This window comes from Streptomyces sp. NPDC029159, assembly GCF_055564055.1.
Genome location: NZ_JBVHWT010000003.1, coordinates 263300 through 282824 on the forward strand (window position 1 = coordinate 263300; position 19525 = coordinate 282824).

Sequence of the window (19525 nt, forward strand, 5' to 3'; positions counted from 1 at the left end):
TCCAATGTAGGATCGGCAGCGGCGCAAGCCAAGGGCAGGTAGCAGACTTCAGGAGGCGCACTGTGTCGGTAGAGAGCATCGCGGGACCGCTGACCACGGAGTCCGGAGCTCCGGTTGCGGACAACCAGAACAGCGAGACGGCCGGCCTGGGCGGACCCGGACTGATCCAGGACCAGCTCCTGATCGAGAAGCTCGCCCACTTCAACCGCGAGCGGATCCCGGAGCGCATCGTCCACGCCCGGGGCGCCGGTGCGTACGGCACCTTCACCGTCACCGCGGATGTCACCAAGTACACCCGCGCGAAGTTCCTCTCCGAGGTCGGCAAGGAGACCGAGACGTTCCTGCGCTTCTCGACCGTCGCGGGCAACCTCGGTGCGGCCGACGCGGTGCGTGACCCGCGCGGCTTCGCGCTGAAGTTCTACACCGAGGAGGGCAACTACGACCTCGTCGGCAACAACACCCCGGTGTTCTTCATCAAGGACGCCATCAAGTTCCCCGACTTCATCCACACCCAGAAGCGCGACCCGTACACCGGCTCGCAGGAGGCGGACAACGTCTGGGACTTCTGGGGCCTGTCGCCCGAGTCGACGCACCAGGTGACCTGGCTCTTCGGCGACCGTGGCATCCCCGCGTCCTACCGCCACATGGACGGCTTCGGCTCGCACACCTTCCAGTGGAGCAACGAGGCGGGCGAGGTCTTCTGGGTCAAGTACCACTTCAAGACCGATCAGGGGATCAAGAACCTCACCAGCGAGGAGGCCGCCAAGGTCGCCGGTGAGGACCCCGACAGCCACCAGCGTGACCTGCGGGAGTCGATCGAGCGCGGCGACTTCCCGAGCTGGACGGTCGGCGTGCAGATCATGCCCGCCGCCGAGGCCGCGAACTACCGCTTCAACCCGTTCGACCTCACCAAGGTGTGGCCGCACGCGGACTACCCGGTCATCGAGATCGGCAAGCTGGAGCTGAACCGCAACCCGCAGAACATCTTCGCCGAGGTCGAGCAGTCGGTCTTCTCCCCGCACCACTTCGTGCCGGGCATCGGCCCCTCGCCCGACAAGATGCTCCAGGGCCGTCTCTTCGCGTACGGTGACGCGCACCGCTACCGCGTCGGCATCAACGCCGACCACCTGCCGGTCAACCGCCCGCACGCCACCGAGGCGCGCAGCCACGGCCGGGACGGCGTCATGTACGACGGCCGCCACGCCGGGGCGAAGAACTACGAGCCGAACAGCTTCGGCGGTCCCGTCCAGACCGGCCGTCCGCTCTGGGAGTCCGCCCAGATCTCCGGCGCCACCGGCGAGAGCGCGGCCCCCTCGCACGCCGAGGACAACGACTTCGTCCAGGCGGGCAACCTCTACCGCCTGATGTCGGAGGACGAGAAGGAGCGGCTGGTGAACAACCTCGCGGGCTTCATCGCCAAGGTGTCCCGCGACGACATCGCCCAGCGCGCGATCGACAACTTCCGCAAGGCGGACGCGGACTACGGCAAGCGGCTCGACGCCGCGGTCCAGGCCCTGCGCGGCTGACCGGCCACCCCGCGCACCGGACCGTCTCCCTCGGGGCCGGTCCGGTGCGCGGGCGGCCACCCGCTTGCCGTACCAGCCGAAGAGGCCGGATGCCATGGGGCTCCGGCCTCTTCGCGCGTGGTGCGGCGGGTGCGGCGTCAGCCGCGGGCGTCGCCCACGTACGACAGCAGATCGTCGTGGAGCAGACCGTTGGAAGCCGCGGCGTTGCCGCTGTGCGGGCCGGGCCTGCCGTCGAGGCCGGTGAAACGGCCGCCGGCCTCCTGCACCACGACGGCGCACGCCGCCATGTCCCACAGCGACAGCTCCGGCTCCGCGCAGATGTCCACCGAGCCCTCGGCGACCATCATGTACGGCCAGAAGTCGCCGTAGGCGCGGGTGCGCCAGCAGTTGCGGCTCAGGTCGAGGAAGTCCGGCAGCTTGCCGCGCTCCTCCCAGCCGGTCAGCGAGGAGTACGCGAACGAGGCGTCCCGGATGCTGCCGACCTCGGAGACGCGGAGCCGGCTGGCGGAGGTCAGGCTGCGGCCGGTGAAGGCGCCCAGACCTTCGGCTGCCCACCAGCGACGGCCCAGCGCCGGGGCGGAGACGATGCCGACGACCGGGCGGTCGCCGCCCTCGCCCCGCTCCATCAGTGCGATCAGGGTGGCCCAGACCGGGACGCCGCGGACGTAGTTCTTGGTGCCGTCGATCGGGTCGATGATCCAGCGGCGCGGACCGGTGCCGTCGGTGGAGCCGAACTCCTCACCGAGGACGGAGTCGCGCGGCCGGGCCCGCTGGAGATGGCCGCGGATCAACTCCTCGGCGGCCTTGTCCGCCTCGCTGACCGGCGTCATGTCCGGTTTGGTCTCCACCTTGAGATCGAGCGCCTTGAACCGCTCCATGGTGGCGGCGTCCGCGGCGTCCGCGAGGACGTGTCCGAGACGGAGATCATCGTGATAGTCGGGCATGTACGAACAGTATCTACTGGTATGCACGGACAGCCACATGATCGGGCCCCGCCGGGCGGATAGGCCCCGGACGGCCGCACGCGGCGCCTCTTGACAGTCCCCGGCGGCGCCTCAATTCTGTGCGCACACCGGTCATATGGGACCGGGCAGGCGGGAGGCGACGATGCCGACAGCGCGGGAAGCCTTGCTCGACGCCGCCTACGCGGCGCTCGCGGACCACCCCTGGTCGGCGGTCCGGATGGTCGATGTGGCGGCCGCCGCCCGGGTCTCCCGGCAGACCCTCTACAACGAGTTCGGCAGCAAGTCCGGGCTGGCCCGCGCGCTGGTGCGCCGGGAGATGGACACCTATCTGGCGGGTGTCGAGCGGGCGCTGACCGGGTGTCAGGGGAATCCGGGTGGGCCGCCCGTACGGCTCGGAGCGCCGTCCGACCGGTCCGGCGCCCCGCCCGCACCGGCCGGTGACGCGGCGGCCCGGGTCGCCGCGGCCGCCGCCTGGACACTGCGCGCGGCCCGGAGCAATCCGCTGGTCAGGGCCGCGTTGACGGGTTGCTGGGGCGAGCGGCTGCCGCCCCGGTGGGTGGCCGGACCGCCGCCGGCGCGGCCCCGTGGCGCCCGGCGGGCCGTCCCGGCGCAGCGGCAGGGTGCGGGGGAGGGGCCGCCCGGGCCCACCGATCTCGTCGGCCGGTTCCGGGAGCGTGCGGTGGCCGCGCTGGCGCCGCACTGGCCGGAGCAGGAGCTGTCCGCGCTGGACACCGCGTGCGAGGCGGCGGCCCGGCTCACCCTCTCCTGTGTGGTCGCGCCCGCCCGGCCGGAGCCGCCCGGGGCCGGTGCCCGTACGGCCGCGGCGGGCCGGGACGCGGAGAGCGAGGCGGTGGCGCGGCTGGTGCGCGGGGCGTTCGCCCGGGTGCCGGGGCGGACCGGGTGCCAAGGGGGCCCGGAGACGGGCGGCTGACCTGCGTGGACGGCCGGGGCGCAGCCGGGGAGGGGGCGCGCCGTGGTCAGTGTGCCGAGCCCGACAGCTGGAGGCCGATGACGCCGGCGATGACCAGACAGATGGAGACGATCTTCAGCGTGGAGGTCAGGTCGCCGAGGAAGACCATGCCGTAGATGGCGGTACCGGCGGCGCCGATGCCCGTCCACACCGCGTAGGCCGGGCCGACGTCCAGCTTCCGCAGCGACAGCGTCAGCAGACCGAAACTGCCGAGTGCGAACGCGGCGAACGCGATCGTCGGCCAGAGGCGGGTGAAGCCGTGCGACAGCTTGAGGCAGACCGCGAAGCCGGTCTCCAGGAGTCCCGCCACCACGACGAGCAGCCATGCCATGTCCCATGCCTCCGTCTGTCGGTGACCGCTACGTCCGCCTCGGTGTGATTATGCAGTTACCCCGGACGGTGGGCAGGGGATTGCCTCGCTCAGTCGCCCTCGCGTCGCTCGCGGGTCGCCAGCAGCCGGCGCAGCGAGTACAGCCGCGCGGGATCGGCGTGGCCCTCGGCGACCCAGTCGTCCAGCGCGCAGTCCGGCTCGTCGTGGCTGCACGCGCGCGGGCAGCCCTCGGTGCCCGGCACCAGATCGGGGAAGGCCAGCACCACCCGCGCGGGATCGACGTGGTGCAGCCCGAACGAGCGCACGCCCGGTGTGTCGATCACCCAGCCGGTGTCGCCGGGCAGCGGCAGCGCCAGCGCCGAGGTGGTGGTGTGGCGGCCGCGGCCGGTGTGCGCGTTGACATGGCCGGTGGCCCGGCGGCGCTCCGGCACCAGGGCGTTGACCAGCGTCGTCTTGCCGACGCCGGAGTGGCCGACGAAGGCGGTCATCCGGCCGGCCAGCCGTTCGCGGACCCGGTCGGCGGCGGAACCGTCGGCCAGTTCGTCGCGGTTGGTGACGAGATAGGGGACGCCGAGCGCGCCGTACGACGCGAGGAGGGTGTCGGCCGGGGCGAGGTCGGACTTGGTGAGCACCAGCAGCGGATCGAGCCCCGCGTCGTACGCCGCCACCAGACAGCGGTCGATCAGCCGGGGGCGCGGCTCCGGGTCGGCGAGGGCGGTGACGATGGCGAGCTGATCGGCGTTGGCGACGACGACGCGCTCGTACGGGTCGTCGTCGTCGGCCGTCCGGCGGAGCGTGGAGGTGCGCGGCTCGACGCGCACGATGCGGGCCAGGGTGTCCTTGGCGCCGCTGAGGTCGCCGACCACCGCGACCCGGTCGCCGACGACGGCGCTCTTGCGGCCCAGCTCACGGGCCTTCATCGCGGTGACCGTGCGGTCGTCGATGAGGACGGTCAGCCGCCCCCGGTCGACGGTCAGGACCAGGCCCTCGCTGGCGTCCTCGTGCTTGGGGCGGATGTTGGTACGCGGGCGGTTGCCCTTGCGGTTGGGGCGGACCCGGACGTCGTCCTCATCGGGGTTCTTGCCGTAGCGGCGCATGGCGGCGGAACCCTCAGCCTCTCCGGGCGGCCGGTGTGGCCGGGTCGAGCATGGCGTTCCACAGGGCGGGGAAGTCCGGGAGGGTCTTCGCGGTCGTCGCGACGTTCTCCACCTCCACCCCCTCGACGACGAGGCCGATGAGGGCCGCGGCGGTCGCCAGGCGGTGGTCCTCGTAGGTGTGGAAGACGCCGCCGTGCAGCGGGCGCGGGCGGATGTGCAGGCCGTCGGCGGTCTCGGTGACGTCGCCGCCGAGGTTGTTCAGCTCCTTGGTGAGCGCGGCCAGCCGGTCCGTCTCGTGGAGCCGCAGGTGGGCGACGCCGCGGAGGGTGGACGGGGAGTCGGCGAGGGCCGCGACGGCGGCGATGCCGGGGGTCAGCTCGCCGACCTCGCCGAGATCGACGTCGATGCCGTGGATCGCGCCGCCGCCGGTGAACGTCAGGCCCGCCTCGGTCAGCTCGCAGGAGCCGCCCATCGCGGTGAAGATCTCGCGCAGCGCGTCACCGGGCTGCGTGGTGTGGGCCGGCCAGTCCGGGATGGTGACGCGGCCGCCGGTGACCAGCGCCGCGGCCAGGAACGGCTGGGCGTTGGAGAGATCCGGCTCGACGACGAGATCCCGGCCCAGCAGGGCGCCCGGGGTGACCCGCCAGACGTTCGGCTCGCCGCCCGCCTCCGGGGTGTCGACCTGGGCACCGGCGGCGCGCAGCATGTCGACCGTCATCCGGATGTGCGGCATGGACGGCAGCGCGGCGCCGGTGTGCCGCACCTCCACGCCCTGGTTGAAGCGGGGCGCGGAGAGCAGCAGGGCGCTGACGAACTGGGACGAGGAGGAGGCGTCGACGGCGACCGGGCCGCCGTCGAGGGTGCCGGTGCCGTGCACCGTCATGGGGAGCGCGCCGCGGCCGTCGTCGTCGATCCGGGCGCCGAGGGCGCGCAGCGCCTCGATGACGCCGCCCAGCGGACGCTCGTACGCGCGCGGGTCGCCGTCGAAGCGGACCGGGCCGTCGGCGAGCGTGGCGACCGGCGGCAGGAAGCGCATGACCGTACCGGCGTTGCCGACGTCGACGGTGGCCGGGCCGCGCAGACCGGCCGGGATGATCCGCCACGCCTCGCCGCCGCCGGGCTCGGCGGAGCTGGAGGAGGCGGTCTCCTCGATGCCGACGCCCAGGGTGCGCAGCGCCTCGGCCATCAGGAGGGTGTCGCGGGAGCGGAGCGGGCGGCGCAGCCAGCCCGGCTCGGCGGCGAGGGCGGCGAGCACCAGACCGCGGTTGGTGACCGATTTCGAGCCGGGCACGGTGACGGTCGCATCGACCGCCCCCGAGGCGACGGGGGCGGGCCAGAGTGCGGGGAGTGCGGTGCTCTCGGTCATGCCCTCACTTTAATCGCTGGGCAAGGGTGCCCATCCTGATCAAAAACGGTGCGAGAGCGACGTAGCTGCGTCGCACACCGCGCTGATCAGGCAACCGTCCCGGCGCGCCGCCGCCCGCGCCGTCCGCGATGCGCACGATCGGGGGATACGCACCCGGGGAGGGCCGGTTTCCGCGGCGGTCCGGGCCGCAGCGGCGGCGTCCGCGGACCGCCGAGGGGTGCGGGTCAGAGGCCGAGGAGCCAGCGGCCGCCGCCGAACAGCGAGCAGAGCGTCACCACGTGGAACAGCCCGATCCAGACGAACGCCGGGGCGTGGGTGAGCCGGGCCAGCTGGTCGGGGTCGGAGTCCGGTGCCCCGCTCGACGAGCCCGGGCGCAGCGCCGGGCCGCGACGGCGCTTGCGCTGCAGCTCGAAGACCGGCCGGACGCCGCCGAGCAGCAGGAACCACACCGCCGCGTACGCGAAGCCCGCCTGGACGTCGGCGGGCGTCAGCCAGGAGATGAGGAGGAAGGCGGCGCCGGTCAGGACGACGGTGAGCACCCCGTAGGCGTTGCGGATCATCACCAGCATGACGAGGAGCAGCAGCGTCGCGCCCCACAGCAGCGCCGTGATGTGGCCGGCCGCCAGCAGCGCCGCGCCCGCGAGGCCCAGCAGGGACGGGGCGATGTATCCGGCGGCCGCGGTCAGGATCATGCCGAGACCGGTCGGTTTGCCGCGCGAGACGGTCAGACCCGAGGTGTCGGAGTGCAGCCGTATGCCCTCCAGACGGCGGCCGGTGAGCAGCGCCAGCAGGCCGTGGCCGCCCTCGTGGGCGATGGTCACCGCGTTCCGGGACAGCCGCCAGGCCGGGCGTGGCAGGACGGCCGCCAGCGCCAGCACCCCCGCCGCGACCACCAGCCAGACCGGCGGGTCGGGCTGGGTCCCGAAGACGCGGCTGCCTATGTCGGTGAGGCGATCGGTGTCCATGGTGTCCCTGTCGTCCCTTCGTATGGCCTGGCAGTGTGGCACGGCTGCCCGACGGTACGCGGCGGGCCGTGCGCCCCGGGGTGCGGAGGGGGAGCGGGGGCGCGTCCGGCGGGGCGTGCGCCGGGCCCCGCCCACCGGGGCACCCGGCGTCGGGCGCGGCGGCCTACCCTGGTGGGTCAGCAGGTCAAAGGGGTGGATTGCCGTGTGTGGCAGGTATGCAGCGAGTCGTGGACCCGAGGAGCTGACGGAGACCTTCGGGATCGGGCACCTGGTGCCCGAGGAGACGCTCGCCCCGGACTACAACATCGCCCCGACCGTCCCCGTACAAGCGGTCCTGGAGCGCCCCCTCAAGGGCGCCGCGGCGCAGGCGTTCCCCCCGGGGGCGCCGGTGCGCCAGCTGCGGACGCTGACCTGGGGGCTGGTGCCGTCGTGGTCGAACTCGCCGGACGGCGCCGCGCGGATGATCAACGCGCGGGCCGAGACGGTCCACGAGAAGCCCTCGTTCCGCCAGGCGTTCACCGCCCGCCGCTGTCTGCTCCCCGGCGACGGCTATTACGAGTGGGTGACCGCCCCCGAGGAGCGGGAGCTGGAGGAGCGCGGGGTGAAGAAGCGCCCCCGTAAGCAGCCGTACTTCGTGACGCCCGCCGACGGGTCGGTGATGGCGATGGCGGGGCTGTACGAGTTCTGGCGCGACGCCACGCTCCCCGCCGACCACCCGCGGGCCTGGTGGGTGACGTGCGCGGTCCTCACCACGGAGGCCGAGACCACCCCGCTGGCCGGGGCGGACGGCGGCGAGGGGCCGCAGTCGCTGGCCGACATCCACCCCCGGATGCCACTGGTGATGACGCCCGACCGCTGGGACGCCTGGCTCGACCCGTCCCACACCGACCCCGACGGGCTGCTCGCCCTGCTGGCCCCGCCGCCGGCCGGGCTGATGCGCGCCTACCCGGTGCCGACGGCCGTCAGCAACGTCCGCAACAACGGTCCCGAGCTGCTCACCGAGCTCGACGGGCCCGAGGTCGGCACCCTGTTCTGAAGGGGCGCGCCCCCGGGCGGCCGGTGCGCCGCTCCCGGTGGCGGGCCCGTGCGGCCGGGGCGCCCGCGGGGCGGCAGGATGGGCGTATGACTTCCGGTGTGCACGAGAGCGAGACGGTCGCCACGCCCGCGGGCGAGGCGCGGATCACCTGGTTCCGGGCACCCGTGCCCGCCCGGGCGGTGCTGGCGGTCGGCCACGGCGCCGGGGGCGGGATCGAGGCGCGTGACCTGCGGGCGCTGGCCGCCGCGCTGCCCGGCCGCGGCTACACCGTCGCGCTCGTGGAGCAGCCGTGGCGGGTCGCCGGGAAGAAGGTGGCGCCCGCCCCCAAGACCCTCGACGCCGGGTGGACGGCGCTCTGGCCGGCCCTGGAGAAGCCCGGGCTGCCGGTCGTCGCGGGCGGCCGCAGCGCGGGGGCGCGGGTCGCCTGCCGCACCGCGCGCGAACTGGGCGCGCACGCCGTCCTCGCCCTCAGCTTCCCGCTGCATCCGCCGGGCCGCCCGGAGAAGTCCCGCGCCGAGGAGCTGACCGGCGCCGGGGTGCCGACCCTCGTCGTCCAGGGCGACCGGGACCCCTTCGGGCGCCCCGAGGAGTTCCCGCCCGGTACGGAGCTGCGGGAGGTGCCCCACGGCGACCACGGTTTCGCGGTGCCCAAGCGGGCCGCGGTCACCGAGGACGGGGCGATGACGGTGCTGACGGACGCGGTGGCGGAGTGGCTCGACGGGCTCTTCGGCTGAGCCGGCCCCCGGCGCGCCGTCTCACTCCGCGCGCCCCCGGGGCCGGGCGCGGACATGCATCCGCTCGCCCTGGCGGCCGAAGAGGCTGAGCAGCTCCACCGGCTTGTCGTCCGCGGGCCCGAACCAGTGCGGCAAGCGGGTGTCGAACTCCGCCGCCTCGCCCGCCTTCAGCTCCACGTCCCGGTCGGCCAGCAGCAGCCGCAACCGCCCCGACAGGACGTACAGCCACTCGTACCCCTCGTGCGTGCGCTGCTCGGGCGGGCCCGGGACCGGGTCGACGACGAGCTTGAACGCCTGGAGGGCGCCCGGCTGCCGGGTCAGCGGGACGAACGTCATGTGCGCCCGGCGCTGCGGCACCGCCCGCACCCGGGGGTCGCCCACCTCGGGGGCGCCGACCAGTTCGTCCAGTGGCACCTGGTGGGCGCGGGCCAGCGGGAGCAGCAGCTCCAGGGTGGCGCGGCGGCGCCCGGACTCCAGGCGGGAGAGGGTGCTGACCGAGATACCGGTCACCTCCGACAGGGCGGCCAGGGTCACCGAGCGCTCCTGCCGCAGCCGCCGCAGCCGCGGCCCGACCTCGCCGAGCACCTGTTCGTACGCGTCATCCGTCATGCCCCTATTGCCGAAGCGGCAACGCGCTTTGTCAACCGTGGCGTGGTGCGGGCCGCCGGGAAAAGGTGCCGGGGGCCGGGAATGCGCCGCGGGGCACCGCTGTTGACCATGCCGTAGGACGTCCGTACACCGCTTGCGCAGCACGAGGAATGGGAGCCCGCCGCATGGGAATCGCCTGCCCCGCTCGTCCCGCCGCCGACCTGCGATGGCCCCAGACGCAGGTACCGCAGGCCGCTCCGGCTGGAGCGGCGGCGGTCCGGGATCGTCGTCTATTCTCCGAATCGAGTGGATCCGCATCCGGGTCCGTCACGGTGTTGGAGGAGGTGGGTCCGGTCACCGGTACCGACGCAGGGACCGACGGCGCGGCACAGGAGCACCCCGCGGACCGGAAGGAGAGCGACGCCGAGCGCAACGCACGCTTCGAGCGCGACGCCCTCACCTTCCTGGACCAGATGTACTCCGCCGCGCTGCGCATGACGCGCAATCCGGCCGACGCGGAGGACCTGGTGCAGGAGACGTATGCCAAGGCGTACGCGTCCTTCCATCAGTTCCGGGAAGGCACCAACCTCAAGGCGTGGCTCTACCGCATCCTGACCAACACCTTCATCAACTCCTACCGCAAGAAGCAGCGTGAGCCGCAGCGCAGTGCGGCGGAGGAGATCGAGGACTGGCAGCTGGCGCGCGCCGAGTCGCACATGTCCACCGGACTGCGCTCCGCCGAGTCGCAGGCGCTCGACCACCTCCCCGACTCCGATGTGAAGGCCGCACTCCAGGCCATCCCGGAGGAATTCCGCATCGCGGTCTATCTCGCGGACGTGGAGGGCTTTGCGTACAAGGAGATCGCGGACATCATGGGGACACCCATCGGCACGGTGATGTCCCGTCTGCACCGCGGCCGGCGCCAACTGCGCGGCATGCTGGAGGACTACGCCCGGGAGCGCGGGCTGGTCCCGGCCGGGGCAGGGGCTGCCACGCAGGCACCGCAGCCGCACGACCGGAAAGGCTCGGGATCATGAGCTGCGGAGAGCCGCACGACAAGGAATGCTCCGAGGTGCTCGACCACCTCTACGAGTATCTCGACCGAGAGATGCCCGAGGGGGAGTGCGAGAAGTTCCAGGTGCACTTCGACGAGTGCTCGCCGTGCCTGGAGAAGTACGGCCTGGAGCAGGCCGTCAAGAAGCTCGTCAAGCGCTGCTGCGGCCACGACGACGTCCCCAGCGACCTGCGCTCCAAGGTCATGGGCCGCATCGATCTGATCCGGGCCGGGGAGGCCGTCCCCGAGGTCAGCGTGCTCGACCAGGCCCGTCACGACGCGGCCCGGAACGACGACTCCACCGGCACCCGGGGCGCGGACGGCACCGATGCCGCCACCGCGCCCCCGGCCGAAGCGGCGGACTCCGCCGATGCATCCACCGAGGCCGCGGGCGCCGAATAACGCCGCGTATCACCCGAAGGAATGAGTGGCGGGGCTTTTCTCCGCCCTTGGTCCCCGATGCGCCGACGTGTCCGCCCGACCGCCTCTATCCTCGCCGCACCCCCCACACCGCGTACGACGCTGCGCGGAACCGGGCCGTGGATTCGGGGAGGAGAGCGCGATGCGGGCACTGCCGCCGGCCGCGCGCGGCTGCATCACAGGGGCCGTCCTGGCCGCGGCGGTCTGCGCCGCCCCGGCCGTCCGGCTCGGGCCCGGCGCCCCCTGGACGGACGCCGCCGCCCTCGCCGCCCTCCACGCGGGGTGTGAGACCGCGCGCCACCGCACGCCGCCGGGCCTCCGGATCCCGTCCGGCACCGCACCGTTCCTCACCGCCCTGCCCGTCCTGCTGGCCGGGGCGTTCCTGCTGCCGCCGCCGCTGGCCGCGCTGACCGCCGTCCCGGGCGCCCTGCTCGCCCCGGCCGACGAGCCCCCGCGCACCGCCCGCCGCCTCTGGCACGCCGCCGCTCTCGCCCTCGCCTGCTGGACCGCCGCCCTCCTCTTCGACGCCGCCGCCGGGCCCCGGCCGCTCACCGCCCCGCACTTCTCCCGGGCGCTGCTGCCCGCCCTCGCCGCGGCGGCCGTCCTCTGTGCCGTCCTCGCCGCCCTCGACGGCGCGGTCCGGGTCACCGCCGAGGGCGCCGAGCCACGCACCGCCTGGCGCGGTCTGCTGCGCGGCTCCCTCGGCCCGCAGCTGGTGCACGGCCCGGCCGGACTGATGACGGCGGTGCTCTGGCGCAGCGCGTACGGTCCGTCGGCGGCGCTGCTGGTGCTGCCGCCGATGTACCTCTCGTACTGGGCCGTCGCCCAGTACCACCAGGAGCGCGCCGCCCACCGGGCCACCGTCCGCGCGCTGGTGAGGGCCGTCGACATCAAGGACCGCTACACCCGCGGCCACGGCGAACGCGTCGGCCGCGCCTCGATGATGATCGCCCGGGAACTGGGGCTGCCCGAGCACCGTACGGAGGCGCTGCGGATCGCCGGGATCCTGCACGACGTCGGCAAGCTCGGCGTCCCCACCCGGCTGCTGCGCAAGGACGGCCCGCTCACCGATCAGGAACGCTCCCTGATCGAACTTCACCCCGAGTACGGCCACGAGATCGTCCGCGGCATCGGCTTCCTCGGGGAGGCGCGGGAGGCGATCCTCCACCACCACGAGCGGCTCGACGGCCGCGGCTACCCCTACGGCCTCAAGGGCGCGCAGATCCCCGAGTGCGCCCGGGTGGTGGCCGTCGCCGACGCCTTCGACGCGATGACCTCCACCCGCTCCTACCGCCGCGCCCGCCCCGTCCCGGCCGCCCTCGCCGAGCTGCGCAGATGCGCCGGGAAGCAGTTCGACCCGCAGATGGTGCGGGCGCTGGCCGCCGCCCTGGAACGGCACGGCTGGCACCCGGAACCGACCCTGCCGCCCGAGGCCGCCCCCGATCCGCCGTGCCCCTCGGGCGGCCCGCCCCCGGGGCCGCAGCTGCCCGCGCCCGGCTCGGGCAGCTGCGGTACGGGCGCACCGCGCGGCCGCCACGCCGCCCCGCGCGGCGGCCGGGCCCGGCACCACTCCGCCCGGCCCGGTGACGCATGAGCGGCCCGGCCGCCGGTCCGGACACCCTGCCGCCCCCGGGGGCGGCCCACCCCGAGGACGCCCCGGGGCGGCCCGCCCGGGCCGTCCCGGGCGCCGCCCTCGCCGTGGCGATCCGCGCCACCGCGGCGGCGCTGGCCCTGTGGGCGCTCGTCCACACCCTGCGGTCCGGGATCGCGCAGCCCGGGGTCGCGCTGGCCTTCGGGTCACTGATCGCCGTGGGAGAGCTGGCCCGGCGGCGGCCCGCCGGAGGGCAGCCGGTGCCCGGGGAGCACGACCGCGCGCCCCTCGCGGCGGCGGGCGCGCTCGCGTACGCCCTGCTCGGCGAGGTGGCCGGAGCGCCCGCCACGCACGGCCCGGCGCAGACCGTCGTGGTCGTCGGCGTCGCGGGCCTGATGGGGACGGCGCCGGGGCCGCACCGCGGACCGGCCGCCGACCGTCTGGCGCGGCACCTGCTGAGCTGCGGTTCCGCCGCGCTCTGCGTCCAGCCCCTGCACGCCGCCGGGCCGCTCGCCTCCTGGACGGGCCGGGCCCATGTGCCGCTCCTGGTGCTGCTCGGGCTGTCGGCGCTCACCGCGCTGGGCGACGCGGCCCTCACCGCCGCGTTCGCCCGGACCCGCACCGGCCGCCCCTACCGGACGCTGCTGCGCCGCGAGGTGCGGGCGTCCGGCGGGATCGGCGCGGCGATCGGCGCCACCGGTGTGGTCATCGCGCCGGCCACGGCGGTGGCCGGGCTGTGGGCGCTGCCGGTGTTCGCGCTGCCGCTGCTGCTGACCCAGTGCGCGCTGCGCCGCTTCGCCGCGGTCCGGGCCACCCGGTGTCAGACCATCGCCTCCCTGGCCCGTGCCACCGAGATCGCCGGGTACACCCCGCCCGGCCACGCCCGCCGGGTCGCCGCGCTCAGCCGGGCGGTCGGCGGGGAGCTGGGGCTGCGCGAGCCGGATCTCGACCTCCTGGAGCACGCCGCGCTGATGCACGACATCGGGCAGCTCTCGCTCGTCGACCCCGTTCCGGCGGGTGCGACCGCGCCGCTGCCGCCCGCCGAGCAGCGCCGGATCGCCCTGCTCGGCGGCGCCGTCGTCCGGCAGACCGGCGTCCCCGCCGAGGTCGCCGTGATCGTCGAGCGGCAGGCCGACCCGTACCGTGAACAGCCGGTCACCGCCCGCATCGTGCGGACCGTCAACGCCTACGACGACTGGGCGGGGCAGGCGGACGTCCCCGGCGGTGCGCCGTGGGCGCTGGAGCGGCTGCGGCCGGCCGGCGGGCGGGACTTCGATCCGGGCGTCGTGGAGGCGCTCGCGCGGGTCCTGGCCCGCGGCGCCCGCACCGGGTGAGGCCGCGGCCCCACAGCCTTCCCCAGAGTTCCGCCCCTGGTGAACGCAGGGGGGAACCCATGGGTAATGAGCGCCTGCCGAGATGGGCATGGTTGGATGCGAAGGAAGCCCCGTCGAGGGGATTCAGGGGGAGCACGCAGGGCAAGGGAGCCGCAGGGGCCCCGGCGAAATCCGCTGAGGCGGACGGCGTTCCGCGGCAGGCTGCCAGTGGGCCCCCGGGTGGCACCGGGCGCCGCTCGGGACACCACCTCCAGCGTCATCGAGCAACCAGCAGGCGGGAATCGTGAAGATCTTCGGCAAGGTACGGCACCGGCCCTCCGCCTCGTGGCGGCAGGCGACCGACCGGGCTTTCACGCTGATCGGCGACGGCCGTTACGACGACGCGGGCGCGCTCCTGACGCGCGCCGCCGACATGGAGCCCTGGCTCTCGGAGTCCTGGTTCAACCTCGCCCTGCTCCACAAATTCCGGCACGACTGGGAGCAGGCCAGGGCCGCGGGGCTGCGCGCGGTGGCCCTGCTCGACCGCTCCCCGGGCGCGCCCGACTGGTGGAACGTCGGCATCGCCGCCACCGCCCTCCAGGACTGGCCGCTGGCCCGCCGCGCCTGGCAGGCGTACGGCCTGAAGGTCCCCGGCAGCAGCGCCACCCAGAGCGAGCCGTCCGGGATGGCGCTGGGCAGCGCCGCCGTGCGGCTGTCGCCCGAGGGCGAGGCGGAGGTCGTCTGGGGCCGCCGGCTCGACCCGGCCCGGATCGAGGTGCTCTCCATCCCGCTGCCGTCCTCCGGGCGCCGCTGGGGCGAGGTGGTGCTCCACGACGGCGTCCCGCACGGCGAGCGCACCACCGCCGCCGGCCCCTCGTACCCGGTCTTCGACGAGATCGAGCTGTGGGCGCCCTCGCCGGTGCCCACCTGGGTCGTGCTGCTGGAGGCCGCCACCGAGGCGGACCGGGACGCGCTGGAGCGGCTGGCGGCGGACGCCGGGTTCGCCGCCGAGGACTGGTCGTCGTCGGTGCGGCTGCTGTGCCGTACGTGCTCGGAGTCGAGCATGCCCAGCGACGAGGGAGACGGTGAGCACCTCGATCCGCACGACCACAGCGAGCCCGGCCACCCCGGGCCGCTCGGCCACCGCACCGCGGGCTCCGGGTCGCTCTGGGTGCCCGAGCGGGAGTGCGGCATAGCGGCGCCCGCCGCCCTGGTGCGCGGGCTGCTGGACGGCTGGGTCGCGGACAGTCCGGACACCCGCGAGTGGCGTGATCTGGAAGAGGTCTGCTGACCGCCGCGGCGCCCCCGTAGTCTGGAGGGCGACTAATCAGGGTTCCAAGGAAGGCGTACGGCGGAGATGGCCCAGCAGCCTGTGTTTGATCAAGACGGTGAGCAGCGCGTGGACGAGTTCGTCGACGACACGACGGACGCGGCGGAGCGGGAGCGCGCCCACCGTGAGCGGGGCACGTCCCGGCCGATCACGGTTGTCGGCAACCCCGTGCTCCACAAGGAGTGCCAGGACGTCACGGAGTTCGGCGACGAGCTGGCGCAGCTGATCGACGACATGTTCGCCAGCCAGCGCACCGCCGAGGGCGTGGGCCTGGCCGCCAACCAGATCGGTGTGGACCTCAAGGTCTTCGTCTACGACTGCCCGGACGACAACGGCGTCCGCCACGTCGGCGCGGTCTGCAACCCCGTCCTCGACGAACTCCCGGCCGCCCGCCGGGTGCTGGACGACTCCAACGAGGGCTGCCTGTCGGTGCCCGGCGCCTACGCCGAGCTGGCCCGCCCCGACTACGCCGTCGTCCGCGGCCAGGACGCGCAGGGCAAGGCGATCTCCGTCGAGGGCACCGGCTACTTCGCGCGCTGCCTCCAGCACGAGACCGACCACCTCTACGGCTACCTCTACATCGACCGCCTCTCCAAGCGGGAGCGGAAGGGCGCGCTGAAGCAGATGGCCGAGCAGGAGCCGCGCTACCCCGTCGTCGCCAACGACTGACGGGCGCACCGGCCCCGTACGACGAGCGGCCCGTGGACGGGGATTTCCGTCCACGGGCCGCTCGCGTAGGTCCGCTACCGGCTCAGAAGTCGTCGTCGAACGAGACCGAACCCTCGACGGCGACCTGGTAGGCCGACGCCCGGCGCTCGAAGAAGTTCGTCAGCTCCTGGACGTTCTGCAGCTCCATGAAGGAGAACGGGTTCTCCGAGCCGAAGACCGGCGCGAAGCCCAGCCGCTGGAGGCGCTGGTCGGCGACGCACTGGAGGTACTCGCGCATCGACGCGGTGTTCATGCCCGGCAGGCCGTCACCGCACAGGTCGTGCGCGAACTGCAGCTCCGCCTCGACGGCCTCCTTCAGCATCGCGGTGACCTGCTGCTCCAGCTCCGCGTCGAAGAGGTCGGGCTCCTCGTTGCGTACGGTGTCGACGACCGAGAACGCGAAGTCCATGTGCATCGTCTCGTCGCGGAACACCCAGTTGGTGCCGGTCGCCAGGCCGTGCAGCAGGCCGCGGGAGCGGAACCAGTACACGTAGGCGAACGCGCCGTAGAAGAACAGGCCCTCGATGCAGGCGGCGAAGCAGATGAGGTTGAGGAGGAACCGGCGGCGGTCGGCCTTGGTCTCCAGGCGGTCGATGGACTCGACGGAGTCCATCCACCGGAAGCAGAACTCCGCCTTCTCCCGGATGGACGGGATGTTCTCGACGGCGGCGAACGCGGCGGCGCGGTCGTCCGGGTCGGGCAGATAGGTGTCGAGCAGCGTCAGATAGAACTGGACGTGCACGGCCTCCTCGAAGAGCTGCCGGCTCAGGTAGAGCCGCGCCTCGGGGGAGTTGATGTGCTTGTAGAGCGTCAGCACCAGGTTGTTGGCGACGATCGAGTCACCGGTGGCGAAGAACGCCACCAGACGGCCGATGAGGTGCTGCTCACCCGGGGAGAGCTTGGCGAGGTCGGCGACGTCCGAGTGGAGGTCGACCTCCTCGACGGTCCAGGTGTTCTTGATCGCGTCGCGGTAGCGGTCGTAGAAGTCCGGGTACCGCATGGGCCGCAGGGTCAGCTCGAAGCCCGGGTCGAGGAGGTTCTTCGTGCCGGTGGTGGCGGTGTGGGCCGACGCGGCGGTCTTCTCAGGGACGGTGGTCATTACTGGCATGCCTCGCAGGACTCGGGGTTTTCCAGGGAGCAGGCGACCGCTTCGGAGTCGGCCTGCGGCAGCTGCGCGGGGACGGCCGCGCGGGCGGACTGCGCGATCCGGGTCGCCGGACGCGAGCGCAGGTAGTACGTGGTCTTGATGCCGCGCTTCCAGGCGTAGGCGTACATCGAGCTGAGCTTGCCGATGGTCGGCGACGCCATGAAGAGGTTCAGCGACTGGCTCTGGTCGAGGTACGGCGTACGGGCCGCGGCCATGTCGATCAGCGAACGCTGCGGGATCTCCCAGGCGGTGCGGTACAGCGCACGGATCTCCTCGGGGATCCACGGGACGTCCTGGACCGAGCCGTTGGCGTCGCGCAGCGCGTCCCGGGTGCGGGCGTCCCACAGCCCCAGCTCCTTCAGCTCCTCGATCAGGTACGCGTTGACCTGGAGGAACTCGCCCGAGAGGGTCTCGCGCTTGAAGAGGTTGGAGACCTGCGGCTCGATGCACTCGTAGACGCCGGCGATGGAGGCGATCGTCGCGGTCGGGGCGATCGCCAGCAGCAGGGAGTTGCGCATACCGGTCGCGGCGACGCGGGCGCGCAGCGCGGCCCAGCGGTCCGCCCACTGCGGCTCGGCGTCCGGGTAGTGGTCGGGGTGGAGCACGCCGCGGGCGGTGCGGGTCGCCGACCACGCCTGGTGGGGGCCGTGCCGTTCGGCGAGGTCCGCGGACGCCTCGTACGCGGCGAGCATGATCCGCTCGGAGATCCGGGTGGACAGCGCGCGTGCCTCGGGCGAGTCGAACGGCAGCCGCAGCCGGAAGAAGACGTCCTGGAGGCCCATCAGGCCCAGGCCCACCGGGCGCCAGCGGGAGTTGGAGGCCGCCGCCTGCTCGGTCGGGTAGAAGTTGATGTCCACCACGCGGTCGAGGAAGGTGACGGCGGTGCGGACGGTGGCGTCCAGCCGCTCCCAGTCCATCGCGTTCTCCCACCCGGCGGCGGTGTCGCCGAGGTGGGCAGCGAGGTTGACCGAACCGAGGTTGCAGACCGCGGTCTCGCCGTCGTCGGTGACCTCCAGGATCTCCGTGCAGAGGTTGGAGGAGTGGACGACCTTGCCGGGCTCGGCGGTCTGGTTGGCGGTGCGGTTGGCGTGGTCCTTGAAGGTCATCCAGCCGTTGCCGGTCTGCGCCAGCGTCCGCATCATCCGGGAGTACAGCACCCGCGCCGGGACCTGCTTGGTGGCGCGGCCCTCGGCCTCCGCCCTGCGGTACGCGGCGTCGAACTCGTCGCCCCACAGGTCGACCAGCTCCGGCGCGTCCGCGGGGGAGAACAGCGACCAGCCGGTGTCGGCCTCGACGCGGCGCATGAACTCGTCGGGGATCCAGTGCGCGATGTTCAGGTTGTGGGTACGCCGCGCCTCCTCGCCGGTGTTGTCGCGCAGCTCCAGGAACTCCTCGATGTCCGCGTGCCAGGTCTCCAGGTAGACGCAGGCGGCGCCCTTGCGCCGGCCGCCCTGGTTGACCGCGGCGACGGAGGCGTCCAGCGTCCGCAGGAACGGCACGATGCCGTTGGAGTGCCCGTTGGTGCCGCGGATCAGCGAACCGCGGGCCCGGATACGGGAGTACGAGAGGCCGATGCCGCCGGCGTGCTTGGAGAGCCGGGCGACCTGGTGGTAGCGGTCGTAGATCGAGTCCAGCTCGTCCAGCGGCGAGTCCAGCAGGTAGCAGGACGACATCTGCGGGTGGCGGGTGCCGGAGTTGAAGAGGGTGGGGGAGGAGGGCAGGTACGACAGCGAGCTGGTCAGGCGGTACAGCTCGGCGACGTCGGCCAGCGCCCGCGCCGAGTCGTCCTCGGCCAGCCCGCAGGCGACCCGGAGCAGGAAGTGCTGCGGGGTCTCGATGACCTGCCGGGTGGTGGGGTGGCGCAGCAGGTAGCGGGAGTGCACGGTGCGCAGCCCGAAGTAGCCGAACCGGTCGTCGGCGCCGTCGGCCAGCGCCCGGGTGACGAGGGCGTCCAGCTCCGCGGCGTGGGTGGCGACGAACGCGGCGGTGGAGTCGGCGATCAGGCCCTCGCGGTGACCGGTGGCGACCGACGCGGAGAACGACGTGGCGCCCTCGCCCGCGGCCTCCTCGGCGATGGCGAGGGTGAGCAGCCGGGCGGCGAGCTTGGAGTACTGCGGCTCGTCGCCGATCAGACCGGCGGCGGCGTCGATGGCCAGCTCCCGCAGCCCCGCCTCGTCGGAGCCGGGGTGGCGGCCGCGGAGCGCGGCGGCGGCGACCTTGCCCGGGTCGGTGGCGGTCAGGTCGGCGGTCAGCTCGGTCAGGGTGCGCAGCAGGGCGGTGCCGGGCGGGTCCTGGCCGGGGACGCCGGCGGGGAACGTGGCCGTCTCAAGCGCTGCGGCCTCGGCGTCGGTCGCGGACTGCGGTGGCGCGGTGGTCACGTGGTG

At 73.7% G+C, this 19525-nt stretch carries 18 protein-coding genes; 10 read left to right on the plus strand and 8 right to left on the minus strand.

All coding sequences use genetic code 11. The features are described 5' to 3' along the window. Nucleotides 1-62: 62 nt before the first annotated feature. Nucleotides 63-1526: a catalase gene (locus ACZ4U4_RS08185; RefSeq protein WP_467870269.1), complete on the plus strand. Its 1464-nt coding sequence runs from the start codon at nt 63-65 to the stop codon at nt 1524-1526. 137 nt (nt 1527-1663) lie between these two features. On the opposite strand, the gene hisN is transcribed toward ACZ4U4_RS08185, so the two are convergent. After that, the gene (gene hisN, locus ACZ4U4_RS08190) at nt 1664-2470 is read right to left on the minus strand and encodes a histidinol-phosphatase (protein WP_467870271.1); all 807 of its coding nucleotides are present in this window, start codon (nt 2468-2470) and stop codon (nt 1664-1666) included. 163 nt (nt 2471-2633) lie between these two features. Between hisN and ACZ4U4_RS08195 the strand changes: the two genes are divergently transcribed. Continuing rightward, a complete protein-coding gene (locus ACZ4U4_RS08195; RefSeq protein ID WP_467870274.1) occupies nt 2634-3422 on the plus strand; it encodes a TetR/AcrR family transcriptional regulator in 789 nt (262 codons plus the stop codon). A 46-nt stretch (nt 3423-3468) separates the two neighbouring features. On the opposite strand, the gene ACZ4U4_RS08200 is transcribed toward ACZ4U4_RS08195, so the two are convergent. The 4 genes from ACZ4U4_RS08200 to ACZ4U4_RS08215 form a co-directional block, all read right to left on the minus strand. Then, nucleotides 3469-3792 carry a DMT family transporter gene (locus ACZ4U4_RS08200; RefSeq protein ID WP_467870277.1) on the minus strand — a complete coding sequence of 108 codons (324 nt, stop codon included), beginning with the start codon at nt 3790-3792 and terminating at the stop codon, nt 3469-3471. A gap of 89 nt (nt 3793-3881) precedes the next feature. Beyond that, complete coding sequence (gene rsgA / locus ACZ4U4_RS08205) at nt 3882-4889, minus strand: ribosome small subunit-dependent GTPase A (protein WP_467870280.1); 1008 nt, start codon at nt 4887-4889, stop codon at nt 3882-3884. Nucleotides 4890-4902: 13 nt separating this feature from the next. Continuing rightward, nucleotides 4903-6255: a 3-phosphoshikimate 1-carboxyvinyltransferase gene (gene aroA, locus ACZ4U4_RS08210; protein WP_467870283.1), complete on the minus strand. Its 1353-nt coding sequence runs from the start codon at nt 6253-6255 to the stop codon at nt 4903-4905. 224 nt (nt 6256-6479) lie between these two features. Further along, the gene (locus ACZ4U4_RS08215; RefSeq protein WP_467870286.1) at nt 6480-7220 is read right to left on the minus strand and encodes a M50 family metallopeptidase; all 741 of its coding nucleotides are present in this window, start codon (nt 7218-7220) and stop codon (nt 6480-6482) included. Nucleotides 7221-7422: 202 nt separating this feature from the next. Between ACZ4U4_RS08215 and ACZ4U4_RS08220 the strand changes: the two genes are divergently transcribed. Beyond that, nucleotides 7423-8256, plus strand: a complete 834-nt coding sequence (locus tag ACZ4U4_RS08220; RefSeq protein ID WP_467870288.1) for an SOS response-associated peptidase — start codon at nt 7423-7425, stop codon at nt 8254-8256. A gap of 86 nt (nt 8257-8342) precedes the next feature. After that, nucleotides 8343-8990 carry an alpha/beta hydrolase family protein gene (locus tag ACZ4U4_RS08225; protein ID WP_467870291.1) on the plus strand — a complete coding sequence of 216 codons (648 nt, stop codon included), beginning with the start codon at nt 8343-8345 and terminating at the stop codon, nt 8988-8990. A gap of 21 nt (nt 8991-9011) precedes the next feature. Here ACZ4U4_RS08225 and ACZ4U4_RS08230 read toward each other — a convergent pair whose 3' ends face one another. Further along, complete coding sequence (locus ACZ4U4_RS08230; RefSeq protein WP_467870293.1) at nt 9012-9599, minus strand: helix-turn-helix domain-containing protein; 588 nt, start codon at nt 9597-9599, stop codon at nt 9012-9014. A 323-nt stretch (nt 9600-9922) separates the two neighbouring features. On the opposite strand from ACZ4U4_RS08230, the gene ACZ4U4_RS08235 reads away from it, so the two are divergent. From ACZ4U4_RS08235 to def, 6 genes are all read left to right on the plus strand, one after another. Then, complete coding sequence (locus ACZ4U4_RS08235) at nt 9923-10615, plus strand: sigma-70 family RNA polymerase sigma factor (RefSeq protein WP_467870295.1); 693 nt, start codon at nt 9923-9925, stop codon at nt 10613-10615. After that, nucleotides 10612-11034: a mycothiol system anti-sigma-R factor gene (gene rsrA, locus ACZ4U4_RS08240; RefSeq protein WP_467870297.1), complete on the plus strand. Its 423-nt coding sequence runs from the start codon at nt 10612-10614 to the stop codon at nt 11032-11034. Before ACZ4U4_RS08235 ends, rsrA begins: the two co-directional genes overlap by 4 nt. Before the next feature lie 160 nt (nt 11035-11194). Beyond that, nucleotides 11195-12646, plus strand: coding sequence for an HD-GYP domain-containing protein (locus ACZ4U4_RS08245; RefSeq protein ID WP_467870300.1), 1452 nt, complete (start codon nt 11195-11197; stop codon nt 12644-12646). Next, nucleotides 12643-13977, plus strand: coding sequence for an HD-GYP domain-containing protein (locus ACZ4U4_RS08250; protein ID WP_467870303.1), 1335 nt, complete (start codon nt 12643-12645; stop codon nt 13975-13977). Before ACZ4U4_RS08245 ends, ACZ4U4_RS08250 begins: the two co-directional genes overlap by 4 nt. 283 nt (nt 13978-14260) lie before the next feature. Next, entirely contained in the window at nt 14261-15247 is a 987-nt protein-coding gene (locus ACZ4U4_RS08255; protein WP_467870306.1) for a tetratricopeptide repeat protein, read from the plus strand. A 66-nt stretch (nt 15248-15313) separates the two neighbouring features. Then, nucleotides 15314-15955 carry a peptide deformylase gene (def, locus tag ACZ4U4_RS08260; RefSeq protein ID WP_391640333.1) on the plus strand — a complete coding sequence of 214 codons (642 nt, stop codon included), beginning with the start codon at nt 15314-15316 and terminating at the stop codon, nt 15953-15955. Nucleotides 15956-16037: 82 nt separating this feature from the next. On the opposite strand, the gene ACZ4U4_RS08265 is transcribed toward def, so the two are convergent. Together ACZ4U4_RS08265 and ACZ4U4_RS08270 are read right to left on the minus strand one after the other, a co-directional pair. Continuing rightward, the gene (locus tag ACZ4U4_RS08265) at nt 16038-17093 is read right to left on the minus strand and encodes a ribonucleotide-diphosphate reductase subunit beta (RefSeq protein ID WP_467870310.1); all 1056 of its coding nucleotides are present in this window, start codon (nt 17091-17093) and stop codon (nt 16038-16040) included. Continuing rightward, the gene (locus tag ACZ4U4_RS08270) at nt 17093-19519 is read right to left on the minus strand and encodes a ribonucleoside-diphosphate reductase subunit alpha (protein WP_467870313.1); all 2427 of its coding nucleotides are present in this window, start codon (nt 19517-19519) and stop codon (nt 17093-17095) included. The genes ACZ4U4_RS08265 and ACZ4U4_RS08270 overlap by 1 nt, the downstream gene beginning before the upstream one ends. Nucleotides 19520-19525 lie beyond the last annotated feature (6 nt).

Excerpts from the sequence above, each read along its gene's own strand:
- def (WP_391640333.1), top strand. The coding sequence starts at position 15,314 with ATGGCCCAGCAGCCTGTGTTTGATCAAGACGGTGAGCAGCGCGTGGAC.
- ACZ4U4_RS08195 (WP_467870274.1), top strand. The coding sequence starts at position 2,634 with ATGCCGACAGCGCGGGAAGCCTTGCTCGACGCCGCCTACGCGGCGCTC.
- ACZ4U4_RS08245 (WP_467870300.1), top strand. The coding sequence starts at position 11,195 with ATGCGGGCACTGCCGCCGGCCGCGCGCGGCTGCATCACAGGGGCCGTC.
- ACZ4U4_RS08250 (WP_467870303.1), top strand. The coding sequence starts at position 12,643 with ATGAGCGGCCCGGCCGCCGGTCCGGACACCCTGCCGCCCCCGGGGGCG.
- ACZ4U4_RS08225 (WP_467870291.1), top strand. The coding sequence starts at position 8,343 with ATGACTTCCGGTGTGCACGAGAGCGAGACGGTCGCCACGCCCGCGGGC.
- hisN (WP_467870271.1), bottom strand. The coding sequence starts at position 2,470 with ATGCCCGACTATCACGATGATCTCCGTCTCGGACACGTCCTCGCGGAC.
- aroA (WP_467870283.1), bottom strand. The coding sequence starts at position 6,255 with ATGACCGAGAGCACCGCACTCCCCGCACTCTGGCCCGCCCCCGTCGCC.
- ACZ4U4_RS08265 (WP_467870310.1), bottom strand. The coding sequence starts at position 17,093 with ATGACCACCGTCCCTGAGAAGACCGCCGCGTCGGCCCACACCGCCACC.
- ACZ4U4_RS08215 (WP_467870286.1), bottom strand. The coding sequence starts at position 7,220 with ATGGACACCGATCGCCTCACCGACATAGGCAGCCGCGTCTTCGGGACC.
- rsrA (WP_467870297.1), top strand. The coding sequence starts at position 10,612 with ATGAGCTGCGGAGAGCCGCACGACAAGGAATGCTCCGAGGTGCTCGAC.
- ACZ4U4_RS08230 (WP_467870293.1), bottom strand. The coding sequence starts at position 9,599 with ATGACGGATGACGCGTACGAACAGGTGCTCGGCGAGGTCGGGCCGCGG.
- ACZ4U4_RS08200 (WP_467870277.1), bottom strand. The coding sequence starts at position 3,792 with ATGGCATGGCTGCTCGTCGTGGTGGCGGGACTCCTGGAGACCGGCTTC.
- rsgA (WP_467870280.1), bottom strand. The coding sequence starts at position 4,889 with ATGCGCCGCTACGGCAAGAACCCCGATGAGGACGACGTCCGGGTCCGC.